General features: G+C 66.9%; 11 protein-coding genes. 1 reads left to right on the top strand and 10 read right to left on the bottom strand.

Annotated features, from left to right (window positions below; genetic code table 11):
* Positions 1–19: 19 nt before the first annotated feature.
* From CXR29_RS12545 to speB, 3 genes are all read right to left on the bottom strand, one after another.
* Positions 20–1,411: a sodium:solute symporter family transporter gene (locus tag CXR29_RS12545; protein ID WP_420897583.1), complete on the bottom strand. Its 1,392-nt coding sequence runs from the start codon at positions 1,409–1,411 to the stop codon at positions 20–22.
* 161 nt (positions 1,412–1,572) lie between these two features.
* Entirely contained in the window at positions 1,573–3,276 is a 1,704-nt protein-coding gene (locus tag CXR29_RS12540) for a thiamine pyrophosphate-binding protein (protein WP_127364682.1), read from the bottom strand.
* Positions 3,277–4,287: an agmatinase gene (speB, locus tag CXR29_RS12535; protein ID WP_127364681.1), complete on the bottom strand. Its 1,011-nt coding sequence runs from the start codon at positions 4,285–4,287 to the stop codon at positions 3,277–3,279.
* Between the two features lie 144 nt (positions 4,288–4,431).
* On the opposite strand from speB, the gene CXR29_RS12530 reads away from it, so the two are divergent.
* A complete protein-coding gene (locus CXR29_RS12530; protein ID WP_101554070.1) occupies positions 4,432–5,853 on the top strand; it encodes a PucR family transcriptional regulator in 1,422 nt (473 codons plus the stop codon).
* An 83-nt stretch (positions 5,854–5,936) separates the two neighbouring features.
* Here CXR29_RS12530 and CXR29_RS12525 read toward each other — a convergent pair whose 3' ends face one another.
* From CXR29_RS12525 to CXR29_RS12495, 7 genes are all read right to left on the bottom strand, one after another.
* Positions 5,937–7,124: a histidinol-phosphate transaminase gene (locus CXR29_RS12525; protein WP_101594153.1), complete on the bottom strand. Its 1,188-nt coding sequence runs from the start codon at positions 7,122–7,124 to the stop codon at positions 5,937–5,939.
* A 70-nt stretch (positions 7,125–7,194) separates the two neighbouring features.
* Positions 7,195–7,977 carry a hypothetical protein gene (locus tag CXR29_RS12520; protein WP_127364680.1) on the bottom strand — a complete coding sequence of 261 codons (783 nt, stop codon included), beginning with the start codon at positions 7,975–7,977 and terminating at the stop codon, positions 7,195–7,197.
* The gene (locus tag CXR29_RS12515; protein ID WP_127364679.1) at positions 7,974–9,179 is read right to left on the bottom strand and encodes a vWA domain-containing protein; all 1,206 of its coding nucleotides are present in this window, start codon (positions 9,177–9,179) and stop codon (positions 7,974–7,976) included. Before CXR29_RS12515 ends, CXR29_RS12520 begins: the two co-directional genes overlap by 4 nt.
* Positions 9,176–10,150: a vWA domain-containing protein gene (locus tag CXR29_RS12510; protein ID WP_127364678.1), complete on the bottom strand. Its 975-nt coding sequence runs from the start codon at positions 10,148–10,150 to the stop codon at positions 9,176–9,178. The genes CXR29_RS12515 and CXR29_RS12510 overlap by 4 nt, the downstream gene beginning before the upstream one ends.
* Positions 10,141–10,593, bottom strand: coding sequence for a hypothetical protein (locus tag CXR29_RS12505; RefSeq protein WP_127364677.1), 453 nt, complete (start codon positions 10,591–10,593; stop codon positions 10,141–10,143). Before CXR29_RS12505 ends, CXR29_RS12510 begins: the two co-directional genes overlap by 10 nt.
* Positions 10,580–11,464: a DUF58 domain-containing protein gene (locus CXR29_RS12500; protein ID WP_101554064.1), complete on the bottom strand. Its 885-nt coding sequence runs from the start codon at positions 11,462–11,464 to the stop codon at positions 10,580–10,582. Before CXR29_RS12500 ends, CXR29_RS12505 begins: the two co-directional genes overlap by 14 nt.
* A gap of 12 nt (positions 11,465–11,476) precedes the next feature.
* On the bottom strand, positions 11,477–12,472 hold the full coding sequence (locus tag CXR29_RS12495; protein WP_127364676.1) for an AAA family ATPase: 996 nt from the start codon (positions 12,470–12,472) through the stop codon (positions 11,477–11,479).
* Positions 12,473–12,659: the final 187 nt, after the last annotated feature.

Genomic DNA, 12,659 nt, shown 5'->3' with positions numbered 1-12,659 from the left:
GGCCGCCGTCAGGTAGTAATCAGCGGTTGATGCGTTCCTTCCAGGCGGCCATGACCTCGGGGGAGGTCGGCTTCGATGCGAAGGACCCGACGAGGTAGCCGACCAGCGAGGCGATGAGGCCGAGGTAGATCGCCTCGTTCGAGTAGATGCCCATCGTGATCATCACCACCACGGTGGTCACGGCGCCGAGGATCATGCCGGCCATGACGCCGACGATCGTGCCCCGCTTGAACACGAGGCCGCCGAGGATCGGGATGAACAGGCCGGCCACCAGCAGGTTGTAGGCCACGGTGAGGGCCTCGACGACGCTGGGCATGATCATCGCGAGCACCAGGGTGACGACACCGAGCACGATGAGGTAGATGCGCGAGTCGCGCACCTCGTCACCGGTCTCGCGCACCAGCGACCGTACGAGCGTCGACCTCGCGCTCGTTCCCGATCCGGTTCCATTCGCCGAGGCGGCCGACCCATCCGTCGCTGCGCCGTCCGCAGACGATCCGGCCGAAGCCGGCACGATGTCCTTGCGGGCGAGGATCGGTTCGACGATGTCCTGGCGGCAGACGGTCGAGGCGGCCATGAGCGAACCGGACGCCGTCGACATCATTGCGGCCAGCGCCGCAGCCAGCACGATTCCGCCGAGCACCGGCGACATGGAGGCATCGACGACGGCGGCGAACACATCGTCCTGGACCTCGATGCCGGGCACGATCGTGGTCGCGGCCATGCCGATGAGCGCACCGGCCGCGGCGTAGAGCAGGCAGTAGACGCCCGCGGAGAATCCGCCCCACCGGGCCACTCCCGGGCTGCGGGCGGTGAACACGCGCTGCCAGATGTCCTGGCCGATGAGCAGACCGAGGGTGTAGATGAGGATGTAGCCGAGGATCGCCTGCCAGCCGATGCCCACCGGTGAGGTGTGCGTGTCGGGCAGCGAGGAGAACAGCTGACCGATGCCCCCGGACTTCGAGAGCACGAACGGCAGCATGATGAGGAAGATGCCGATCGTCTGGATGAAGAACTGCACGAAGTCCGTCAGCGTGATCGACCACATTCCGCCGAGCATCGAATAGAGGATGACGATGCCGCCGCCGATGAGCACCGACCACACCTTGTTGAGGTCGAACAGGGTATGGAAGACCGTCGCGTAGGCGACCGTCGACGTCGTCGAGATCATCAGACCGTAGGCGGTCATGATCGCTCCGGAGACGAACCGGGAGCCCCTGCCGTAGCGGAGTTCGAGCATCTGCGAGACCGTGTAGATCTCGAGCTTCTGAATCTTCGGCGCGAAGAACAGCGACAGCGCGATGATGCCCAAGCCGATCGACAGCACGAGCCACATTCCCGACAGCCCGGCCGTGTAGCCGAGGCCCACACCGCCGATCGTCGACGCGCCGCCGAGGACGACGGCCGACATCGTGCCGGTGTAGAGCACAGCCCGCCGAGGCGGCGCCCGGCGACGAGGAAGTCCTCCTGGTTATGGGCCTTGAATCGGCCCCAGACTCCGAATCCCACCATGGCGGCGAGATAGATGATGACAATTGCAGAGTCCACGGTGACCCTCTCTGTTGGATCGGCTCAGTGGCCGACGGTGATGTGAATGGCGGTGGGCACCCTGCGATCGAGCGCCTCGGCGATGGCGGCGGGCAGGGCGGAGTCGATGTCCGCCTCGGCGATCGTCACCCCGGCCCCGCCCATGGACTGACCGAGCTTCGCGAAGTCCGGGCGGGCGAGCCTGACGGCGAAGGGTTCGATGTCGCGGTCGACCATCTGTCCTTCGATCTCCGCGTATCCGCCGTTGTCGACGACGACGAAGGGGATGCCCAGTCCCAGCTCGGCCGCGGTCATGAGCTCCTGGATGGAGAACATGGCCGCACCGTCGCCGAGGATGCACACGACCGGTCGCGCCGGATCGGCGAGCTTCGCCCCGAGCGCGGCGGGAATGCCGTAGCCCAGGGTCGCGAATCCGGGCATGTACAGCAGCTGATCGGGCGTGCTCGCCGTCAGCGCGTGCACCGTGCCATCGTAGGTGACCTGCGAGGAATCACCGGCGATGACGACGTTCGCTCCCGCACCGTCTTCGACGAGCCGGGTGACCCTGGCCCCGATCGCGTCGAAGTCGAAATCGGTGGCCCAGCTCTGCCGGATCCGGGTGACCCGATCGGCCCCGGATTCCCTCGCCGAGGCGGCCGATCCGTGTCGTTCGGACGCATCCGTTCCGGCATTCCTCGCCGAGGCGGCGGTGGCCGTTGCTGACTCGAGCGCGGTCATGAGCGCGGTGAGGAACTCCGCGGTGTCCGCGCAGGCGAGGATGTCACCGGGCAGGTTCTTATTCAGCTGGTCGGGGTCGATATCGCAGCGGATGACGGTCTGCCGGGCAGACTCATCACGGACGCCGATGCGTGTCTGCGCGCCGATGGCTCCGCCCCACAGGTCGGAGTCGGCCAGTTCGGAGCCGAGCACGATGAGCACATCGGCAGCCGCGGACTCGGCCTGCACGCTGGGGAAGCGCACGTTCGAGCCCAGTGACAGCGGATGCGTCTCGGACACGATGCCCTTGCCGTTGGCCGTCGTCGCCAGGGGAGCGTCGAGGGCCTCGATGAGACGGGCGACCTCGGCGTGAGCGCGCCGGGCTCCGCCGCCGGCGATGACCAGCGGGCGCGTGGCCGCACTGATCACCTCGGCGGCGCGGGCCACGACATGCTGGTCGAGTCCGGGGCGGCGTCCCGCGAACGGGACCGGGACGCTGCCGTTCCATGCCCCCTCGAGCACGTCGAGGGGAACCTCGATGTGCACGGGTCCGGGACGGGCCGAGTCGAACATGGCGAACGCCTCGGCGACGGCCTGAGCGGCGCCTTCGGCGGTGCGGGTGCGCTGGGAGGACACGAGGAGGTGACCCACCGCCCCGGAGGAGTCCTTCGTCTCGTGGAGCATGCCGACGTCGGCGCGCTCGAACCCGGTGGGCACACCGGGGGAGAGGATGAGCATCGGGCGGGACTCGGCATAGGCGGTCGCGGCGGCGGTGATGACATTGGTCAGTCCCGGCCCCGAGGTCGTGATGACGACCCCGGGTTTGCCGGAGACGAGGTAGTACCCGTCGGCACCGTAGCCGGCTCCCTGCTCGTGCCGCGGTGTCACGGCGCGGATCCCGAACTCCGGCAGATGCCGATAGAACTCGAGGTTGTGGGTGCCGGGGATGCCGAAGATCGTATCGACACCGTGGGCGGCCAGGGTCGCCACCACTGCGCGACCGCCGTTGCGGACATTCGTTTCGGTACTCATTCAGATACCGAGGGCGCTGCCGGACGGGCCGGAGGGCGCCGTGATTCCGTTGTTCTCGGCCGCCCACAGGGACAGGATCTCGTAGCCGACATGGGCGGCGGCGAGTCCGGTGACCTCGGCGTGATCGTAGGCCGGGGCGACCTCGACGATCTCGGCGCCGACGACACCCAGTCCCTGGAGTCCGCGGATCGAATTGAGCAGCTCACGGCTGGTCATTCCGCCTGCCTCGGGGGTGCCGGTGCCGGGAGCGGCCGCCGGATCGAGGACGTCGATGTCGACGGAGATGTAGACAGGGGCATCACCGAGTCGCTTGCGCATGCGGGCGACGACGTCGGCGACAGAGGTGAACTGGTATTCGTCGCTGCGGATGATCTGGAAGCCGAGCACCTCGTCGTCTTCGAGGTCCTTCTTCCCATAGAGCGGACCGCGGATGCCGATGTGCATCGACGCGGTCATATCGATGAGACCCTCTTCGCTGGCGCGGCGGAACGGAGTGCCGTGGGTGTAAGGCGCACCGAAGTAGGTGTCCCAGGTGTCCAGATGCGCATCGAAGTGGAGGACGGCGATCTTCCCGTGCGTCTTGTGCAGGGAACGCAGGTTCGGCAGGGCCAGGGTGTGGTCTCCGCCGAGGGTGAGCAGCTTGGCGCCATCGGCGCGCATCGCGTCGGCGTTGGCCTCGACGGTGGTGATAGCCTCTTCGATGTCGAAGGGGTTGACGCCGAGGTCACCGCAGTCGGCGACCTGCTGCCAGGTGAACGGGTGGACGTTCGTGGCCTGGTTGTAGGGGCGCAGCAGCTTCGAGGACTGGCGGATGTGAGCGGGTCCGAAGCGGGCGCCGGGACGGTAGCTGACGCCGGCGTCGAAGGGGATGCCGATGACCTTGACGTCGATCTTCTCGCCGGGACGTTCGGCTTCGACCTCGTCGATGCGAGGCAGCAGTCCGAACGTCGGGGGGCCCGCGTAGCGGGGTGTCTTGCTGTAGTCGGCAGGGCCGAGCGGCTGAGACGTCACTGGCTTCTCCTTCGTCGTGGCAGCTGACCCGACCCGGACGGGTCGGTGGTCGTGCCCTCAGCCTAGGACCTGGGTCACACAACACCGATATCCAAAGTGGAGTAATTGAACTCGGTGCTGTCCGATGTGGATAGAATCGGGTGCATGGTCACCTTGGAACAGATCTGGTCACGCACCGAACTCGCGCTCGACGTCATCGTCGATTCGCCCACCGCAGCTGAGCAGGATGTCACGATCGTCCATTCCTCGGAGCTTCCGGAGGTCGACGAATGGCTTGCCGGCGGTGAGGTGCTGCTGACGATCGGGGTCGGCCAGGACCTCGGCGGGGACACGGTCGCGGACTATGTGCGCCGCCTCAAGTTCGTCGGCGTGCATGCGCTCGGCATCGGTCTGGGCTCCGACCTGCCGTGGCAGCAGGTCCCGCCGAAGCTCGTCGCCGCCGCGCAGGAGGCGGGGCTGGCGCTGTTCGGAGTGCCCGAGCCGGTGCCGTTCGTCGCCGTCGTCGATGCCTTCACCCGGATGCGTGAGGCCGAGACCAACAGGGAGCTGACCCGGGCGAGCAGCGCCGCACGTCGTTTCGCGACCGCGTTGGCCGGTGAGGGGCCTGCTGCTCTCGTGGCCGATCTGGCGGAGACGCTGGAGGCTCCGGTCCGGTTCGTCTCGCCGACCGGGCGGGCGTTGAGCGGGGACGATGCCGAGGCCGACGTGCGTTCGGCGCTCATCGAGGAGTCGTTGAAACCGACGGCGGGACCTCGACTGATCCGCACCGGTTCGCGGATCGTCGAGGCCGTTCCGATCGGCGGTGACCATCCGCTCGGGTGGATTCTCACCCCCGCCGAGGCGGCCGGATCCCCGAAGACACGTGCCCTGCTGCTGTCGACCGCCGCGGCGCTGTTGGCGATGTCGTTGGCGGATCTGCCCGTTCCCTCCGGTCGGTCGCTGCTCTTCGACACCGATCTGGCCGATGGTCAGGCGCGCGGGGAGTGGACGCGGGTGACGGGACTGGCGCCGGTGGCGACAGTGGGGATGCACATCTTCGGCGGTGTCCGCGGCGACTCCGCCGAACGCCTCATCGCCGACATCGTCGGGCGGAGTCTGCTCACCCGCACCGGTTCGCTGCTCGGAGTCGTCGGGGCGCAGGAGCGTGGGCTCGATGAGCTGGTGGCGAAGGCAGCCGAGGTCACCGGCCTGGACGTGCTTGCGGAGAAGAGACTGCCATTGGGGCAGCTCCATCACACGTGGATGCTGTGGCGGACGCAGCATGAGTCCGAGGCGTCCGAGGTCAGGGCGCTGCTCTCGGCCGTCGATGAGGAGGCTGCCGACCGGTTCGTCGAGCGCATCCTCGGCGAGCTCTTTCGGGCCCGTGGTGGTCAGGAGCTGTTGGAGACTCTGCGGGTGTTCATCGCCGCCTCCGGGGCACGGGAGCGCATCGCCGCCGAATTGGGAGTCCACCGGCATACGGTGCGGGCACGGTTGGCGAAGATCGAGAAGCTGCTCGGCCGCGACCTCTCCCGTGCCGAAACGCGTCAGGCAGTGTCGATGGCCCTCGAACTCGCCGAACTCTAGGCTCACCTCTCAAGGCTGACCTCTCACCGGCTGCCCGGCACAGTGTTCTGCGCGGCAGTCTTCTGCCCGGCTGTGCTCGCTGACTACTCCTCGAAGTGTTCGATGCGGAAGCGTTCGGCGATCTCAAGCACCCGGGCCAGCGCTTCGTCCTCGCCGATGCTGATGCGCACACCGGCACCGAGGTTGCGCACCGCTACGGCTTGTTCGACACACGCATCTTCGAAGGCATCGGATTTCTCACCCAACGGCAGCCAGACATAGTTCGCCTGTGCTTCGGGCACGTCCCACCCCTGTTCGCGCAGAGCGGCCGCGAAGGCATCGCGGGTCTGTGCGATCTCGCCGGCCCGCTCGAGCACGTCGTCCCAGTGATTGAGGGATTCGAGGGCGGCGGCCTGGCTGAGGTCGGTGACGCCGAAGGGGACGACGGCCTTGAGCAGTCCTGCTATGACCGGCGGATGGGCGACGGCGTAGCCGACGCGCAGTCCGGCGAGCCCGTGGGCCTTGGAGAAGGTGCGCAGCAGAACGAGATTCGGATAGTCGCGGACGAGACCGAGTCCATCGGCTCGGCCGGGTGCGGTGGCGAACTCCCAGTAGGCTTCGTCGAGGGCGACGAGGACGTGGGCAGGGACTGTGTCGAGGAAAGCGCGGACCTCGTCATCGCGCAGCACCGGGCCGGTCGGATTGTTCGGTGAGCACAGGATGATGAGGCTGGTGGCCTCGGTGATCGCCGCCGCCATCGCGGCGAGGTCCTGACGGCCGTCGGCCGTCAGCGGCACCTCGTGGCGAGTGGAACCGGCGAGCCCGGTGGTCTGCGGGTACATCTCGAACGACGGCCACGGATAGATCGCCTCGGTGGTGGCATCCGAGGTGATCTGGGTCAGCGCGACGAGCAGTTCGCTGGCTCCGGTGGTCACGACGAGCTGATCCAGTCCGACGCCGAGGCGGTCGGCCAGTCCCTGACGCAGGGCCAGTGCGGCATCGTCGGGGTAGAGCGCGGGGTTCGTCGCATGGGCGACCATGGTGTCGAGGACTGCCGGCAGAGGAGGCAGGAAGTTCTCGTTCGAGGAGAGTTTGAACGACTCCAAGCCGTCGACGCGGCGGGGAGGTTTGCCCGGAATATAGGGAGGGAAGGTCTCCAGAGCGGCCCGCAGCCGCGGCACGGCCGCGGGGGAGGGGGACGCCGAAGCGGCGGAGCCGGATGCGTTCGACGACGACGTTCCGGGCGAGGAGGACGGAGCAGGATCTGAGGCGCTGGGGTCGGAGACGGTCATGGACTCATGATGTCACAGGGCAGCGGCGCCGCAGCCTCTCGCCGGAGCGATCGGAGGCCCGCGCCGGTGATCACCAGGGTTTCTCCGGGGTCGACCGGCCGCCGTCGCCGCCTGGGCCCTGCTGTCGCTGCTGGCGTTCGGAGTCCTCGCGGCGCTTCTCGAGCTCGTCTCGCTTCTTCTCACGTTCGGATTTGCCGGAGGTATCGTCCGGCTTCTTCTCCTCGTCGGAGTCCTGGCCCTCGTCTCCGGAGGATGTGTCGTCGTCGGAGTCCTGATCCTGCGAATCCTCGTCATCGGACTCGCTGTCGTCGGTTCCCTCTTCCTTGGCCTTCTCGCCCTGCTTCTTGTCCTCGACGCGTTCCTTCGCCTGGTTGCTCTTCTGCTTCTCTTCGCTCTTCTTCGGCTGGCATTCCTCGGGCGCGTCCTCGAGCGTCTTCAGCGATCGGTCGTAGAGCTCCTGCGACTGGTCGGGGTCCTGCGAGGCGATCTGATCTGCCTGCTTCTCGTAGACATAGGACAGGTTGATCCGCACCGCACACTCGGCCGAGGTCGGAGCGATCTCCAGAGCGGATTCGAGGTCGGTCTGGGCGGCATCGAAATCGCCGACGGCCGCCTCGGCGGTGCCGCGGTTGAAGTAGCCGATGTGACGTTGGAACGGGCTGACCCGAAGGAACGCCGTCGCCGCCTTCTTCGCACCGGGGAAGTCATTCGAGGTGTATCGGACCTGCGAGGCCGTTCCGAAATAGGTGGCCATCGCGATATAGCCGAACACCAGGGCGAATATCGTGCCGAGGATGAGGTTGATCTTCGTGATCCGGCGCCGCCGTGACCACAGTTTCTTCACACGGTTCATCGCGGACCTCCCCGGTAGGGCGCCGATTGGTGAGGCGACGGCCCATGGGGAACCGCCTGATGGGGAACCGCCTGATGGGGAACGGCCGGCTGGGGGACCTGCTGGTAGGGAACCGGGCCGCCGGGACCGGGCGGACCGCCTCGGCGAGGGCGTTTCGGGGTGATCGCCTTGAGGCGAAGATATTCGCGGACTCCGAAGACGAGCTCCACGGCGATCCACGCGAAGACGAGGATGAGCGGGACCCAATAGTATTCGTCGACGGTGACCCGGCCGTCCTTCCTCACCAGGGCCTGATCGTATTTCGGAGCGGTGTAGACGCTGGAGATCGCGCCGTTTCCGTCGCGGTGGTGGTAGTCGACGCCGAGGTCCGAGGCGATCCGGCGCAGGTTGCCCTCGTCGATCGTCGAGATCCCGGGTTCGCCGTTGCGGTCCTGGACGTATTCGGGTGGTGCCTGATCGTCGTCGGGGTCATCGGGGTCGCCGATGCCGGGCGCAGTGCCGGGATCACCGACTCCGGACCCGTAGCCGAACGGCTGGCTGTCGCGCATCTTCCCGCCTTGTTCGGTGCCGTATCCGAAGACGGCTCCGCTGTCGATGCGGGACGCGAACGACGACCACGAGTCCGGGGTCTCCGACACGGTCTGCTCACCGTCGCCGAAGTAGAACACGACGTTCTTGTTCTCCGGGCGGTCCTCATCGTTCGACGTCATCCGCTTCTCGAGCTCCTCACCGGCCTCGGTGATCGATGAGCCCCTCGAGTTCATCGACGACTCGGGTTCGAGGACGTCGACGGCGGAGGCGAAGGCGGCGTGATCGGTCGTCAGCGGCATCACGGTGGCTGCGGTCGACGCGAAGGTGATGATGCTCAGCCGGGTGCCGGGGAAGGCATCGGCGAGTTCGAGCATGTCCTCCTTGACCCCGGTCAGACGGGTGTCGTTGCCGTCGAAGTCCTCGGCGGCCATCGACGTCGTGACATCGACGACGAAGTACACATCGGCTCGCGTCTCGTACTCCTCGGTCGAGGATTTGATGGGGACGCCGGGGCGGGCCAGAGCGAGCGCGAGCAGGGCGACGACGCCAATGCGGGCGAACCACCTCCAGCGCGGACCGTCGCCGCGGATGACCGGGATGATGCACACGGTGAGCAGGGCGAGGACGAGGAAGCCCCAGCCGAACCAGGTGAACACGGGATCGAAGATCATGATTTCGTCCTCCATGCCAGCACGAACACTCCGGCGAGGCCGAAGACGGCGATGCCGAGCGGAACCATCGGCATGTCATGGACGATCGTGTACGACCGCCCGGGCGTGTTCGCCGCCTCCTGGCTCTGGATCTCTTCGACGATGCGGTCGATCGTCGAGGCCGAGCCCATGTCGAACTGTTCGCCGCCGGTGCGGTCGGACACGGAACGCAGCTCCTTCGTCTGAGTGGTCGTCAGCACCGAGGGAGGGGAGAGGCTGTAGACGCGGACCTTCGCGTCGACGGCGATATCGGCGGCTTCGTTGAGTTCGAAGAGCGGCTGACCGGCGAGCATATTGTCCGTGGCGAAGATGATCGACCGGGACCGGTCCTCGTCCTGTCGGTCGAAGTTGTCGACGCAGCTGACGAGCCCGTCGCCGATGAGTGAGGAGCCGCCGATGTTCGGGGGCGAGGTCGACCATGAGTAGTCGGTGCCCTCGGCACCCCAGGTGCGGAACCCCTCCTCGGCCTCGGCGAGGTAGTTCTGGACCATGTCGTAGTCGTCGGTGAGCGGGAATGCGGAGACCGCGGTGGCGTTGAAGACGGTCAGTCCGATGCGTTCGCCGTCGAAGCGGTCGACGAGTTCCTGGTAGGACTCGAGCAGATCGGCATCGTAGCCGAGCATCGAGCCGGACACGTCGAGGCAGAGCATGACATCGCGCATCTTCCGTTCCGGGTTGACCGTCTCGATCCAGGCCGGGCGAGCGATTCCCGCCAGCGCGGACAGTCCGGTGAGGACGACGATGCCGAGGAGGGCGACCGTGGTCACCAGCCGTCTGCGCATGGCTCTGCGGAAACTCGGCAGGCTCGTCATCCGTCCGCTGTGAGCCACGGCCAGTGAGGACTCCGTCGACTTCGGACGGCGGAAGAAGTAGACCGCGGCCGCGGCGAGGACCAGCAGGATGAGCGCCAGCCACCAGAACATCAGGACCATCGCGCCACCAGCTTCCTGGCCTCGGCGATCTGCGGCTGCAGACCCGCCGGCTCCGCTTCGGCGAACTCCGCCTCATAGAGGCCGAGCAGGCAGTCCGCGAGGTCATCGAGACCGGCGACGGCCGCATCGCGGTAGGTCAGATGTTCGGCTTTGACGCCCCACGCGTCATGGGCGAATTCGCGCACGATCGCTGCCAGTTCCTGTGCCGATTCGCGCACGTCCGCGGACTCGGCGCTCAAGCCCGTCTCCACCGCGCTGATGCGGGAGAGGTAGATGCTGCGCACGGGAATCGGGATGCGCGGACCTTCCGCCGCGGTGACTCCGGCAGCGGAGCGGAAGAGCGGGGCGAAGACGTTTCCGAGCACCAGCAGCAGCACGAAGCAGGCCGCCACGTACCACGCCGGTGAGACCTCCAGGGGCCCGATGAGTTCAGCGGGGCCCACGGCGGTGCCTCAGCAGAAGAGTGTGGAGGCGGCCGAGGGCCGACTTCGGATGGTCGATTTCGATGTGGGCGATCCCCAGTTTGGCGAGAAGGTCGTTCCGCTGCTGACGGCGGGCTGCCTCGGCGAGGGCGAATTCCTGTCTGACCTCGGGTTTCGTCATCACCGAGGTCGGCAGCCCATGGTCGGGGCGGGCGACGTCGAACGGCGCCGAGGCGGCCGGCAGACCCGCGAGGTCCGCGTCGGTGATCGTGATCCACAGGACCTCGTGTTGGGCGCGCAGTCGGCGGATCGTCGCTTCGGCCTCCGGTCCCAGCGGGGCCTGATCGGAGATGACGACGAGCAGCATCCGACGGTTGATGTGGCTGGTGATCCACTGCAGCTGAGTGTTGATCGACCCGGGGGAGGTGGTGCCGGTCTCGGCGAGGATCTGCTGCAAGAGGTGTTCGAGGTGGGCCTCGCTGCCCTTCCGCGGGGAGGCGGTGGTGTGGTTCGCGTGGCCGTGGATGAGCATGACGTCGTCGGCGTGGCGGACGGCGAGGTACCCGACCATTCCGGCCATGAGGATGGCCAGGTGGCGTTTGTCGGCGCCGGCGGAGGTCACGGCGTCGAAGTTCCGGGAGGTGTCGACGACGAGTCCGAGGATGTGCCTGCGGTGGGCGACATAGCGTTTGACCAGGGGCTCGGTGTGTCTGGCGGTGGCTTTCCAGTCGATATCGCGGATCTCGTCACCGGGGATGTAGTCGCGCAGATCATCGAAGTCGAGGCTGTGGCCGTGGAAGACCGAGGAGTAGTCCCCGTCGAGGAGGCGCCGGGTCCGCCGGTGGGCGTGGATGGTCATCCGCGCCTTGATGCGATTGAGCAGGACAGTCATGGGTATCGCCGCTCAGGGGGTGGGCACGGCCATGAGGAGAGCGTCGACGATCTGGGTGCTCGTGATGTTCTCGGCGGCGGCTTCGAAGCCCAATTGGATGCGGTGGGCCAGCACTCTGTGGGTGAGGTCCTTGATGTCTTCGGGGATGACGTAGTTGCGGCCGCGGATCATCGCCAGCGCCCGGCCGGCGTTCGTGAACGCGATGGAGGCACGCGGGCTGGCTCCGTATTCGATGTATGGGGCGAATCGCCCGAGGTACTTCGTCGTATTGCGGGTGGCGTGGACGAGTTCGACGAGGTAGCGGGTGATGGCCGGGTCGATGTAGACGGTGCGGGCATAGCTCTGCATGGTCACGACATCGTCGAGAGTGCAGGCCGGATCGGGCACCGAATCCTTGTCGAAGACTCCGGAGTCGAGGCGGGAGAGGATCTCGACCTCCTCGCCGGGGTTCGGGTGGGTGAGCAGATCCTTGATCATGAACCGATCGAGCTGAGCTTCCGGCAGCTGGTAGGTGCCCTCCTGCTCGATCGGGTTCTGGGTGGCCATGACGAGGAAGGGGCGGGGGAGTTCGAAGCGTTTGCCGCCGATCGTCGTCTGCTTCTCCTGCATGGCCTCGAGCATCGCCGACTGGGTCTTCGCCGATGACCGGTTGATCTCGTCGAGGAGGACGATGTTCGCATGCACGGGGCCGAGCACCGTATTGAACGAGCCCTCATGCGCGTTGTAGATCTGCGAGCCGATGATGTCGGCCGGCAGCAGGTCAGGGGTGCACTGGATGCGGGAGAACTGTCCGTCCACGGCATTGGCCAACGCGGCGGCGGCCGTGGTCTTCGCCAGCCCCGGCACGCTCTCCAACAGCAGATGACCGCTGGAGAGGAGCCCGATGAGCAGGGATTCGCGCAGCCGCTGCTGCCCGACGACGAAATGGTCGAGGTAGGACTCCAAGGCCTTGAGGATCGTCTGTGCGTGCGCGATCTCCTGCGTGTTCGCCGGTGCCGTTGCCGTCATGGTCCCTCAGTCTCTCGGTGTCACTGTGCTCGTCAGTCACGCAGTGCGGTGCGTTTCTGTGGTCTCCAGCATATTGGGTGGCACTGACACGCAACAGCCGTCGACGTTGCAGTGCTGACACACTTCGACCGCGTCCCGGTCTGCTCCCGCCGGCCAGCCACCCTCCGTTCACGGCGGGGCCATCTCA

It is taken from the genome of Brevibacterium linens, from assembly GCF_003999335.1.
Taxonomy (GTDB): Bacteria; Actinomycetota; Actinomycetes; order Actinomycetales; family Brevibacteriaceae; genus Brevibacterium; species Brevibacterium linens.
Note: the sequence above shows the minus strand (reverse complement) of the source record. Positions and strands in the feature narration are given on the sequence as shown.

What these genes read in the sequence shown, in the direction of transcription:
- CXR29_RS12495 (WP_127364676.1), bottom strand. Translation starts at nt 12,472, where the DNA reads ATGACGGCAACGGCACCGGCGAACACGCAGGAGATCGCGCACGCACAG.
- CXR29_RS12520 (WP_127364680.1), bottom strand. Translation starts at nt 7,977, where the DNA reads ATGAACCGTGTGAAGAAACTGTGGTCACGGCGGCGCCGGATCACGAAG.
- CXR29_RS12510 (WP_127364678.1), bottom strand. Translation starts at nt 10,150, where the DNA reads ATGGTCCTGATGTTCTGGTGGCTGGCGCTCATCCTGCTGGTCCTCGCC.
- CXR29_RS12545 (WP_420897583.1), bottom strand. Translation starts at nt 1,411, where the DNA reads ATGTCGGCCGTCGTCCTCGGCGGCGCGTCGACGATCGGCGGTGTGGGC.
- CXR29_RS12530 (WP_101554070.1), top strand. Translation starts at nt 4,432, where the DNA reads ATGGTCACCTTGGAACAGATCTGGTCACGCACCGAACTCGCGCTCGAC.
- CXR29_RS12525 (WP_101594153.1), bottom strand. Translation starts at nt 7,124, where the DNA reads ATGACCGTCTCCGACCCCAGCGCCTCAGATCCTGCTCCGTCCTCCTCG.
- CXR29_RS12515 (WP_127364679.1), bottom strand. Translation starts at nt 9,179, where the DNA reads ATGATCTTCGATCCCGTGTTCACCTGGTTCGGCTGGGGCTTCCTCGTC.
- CXR29_RS12540 (WP_127364682.1), bottom strand. Translation starts at nt 3,276, where the DNA reads ATGAGTACCGAAACGAATGTCCGCAACGGCGGTCGCGCAGTGGTGGCG.
- CXR29_RS12500 (WP_101554064.1), bottom strand. Translation starts at nt 11,464, where the DNA reads ATGACTGTCCTGCTCAATCGCATCAAGGCGCGGATGACCATCCACGCC.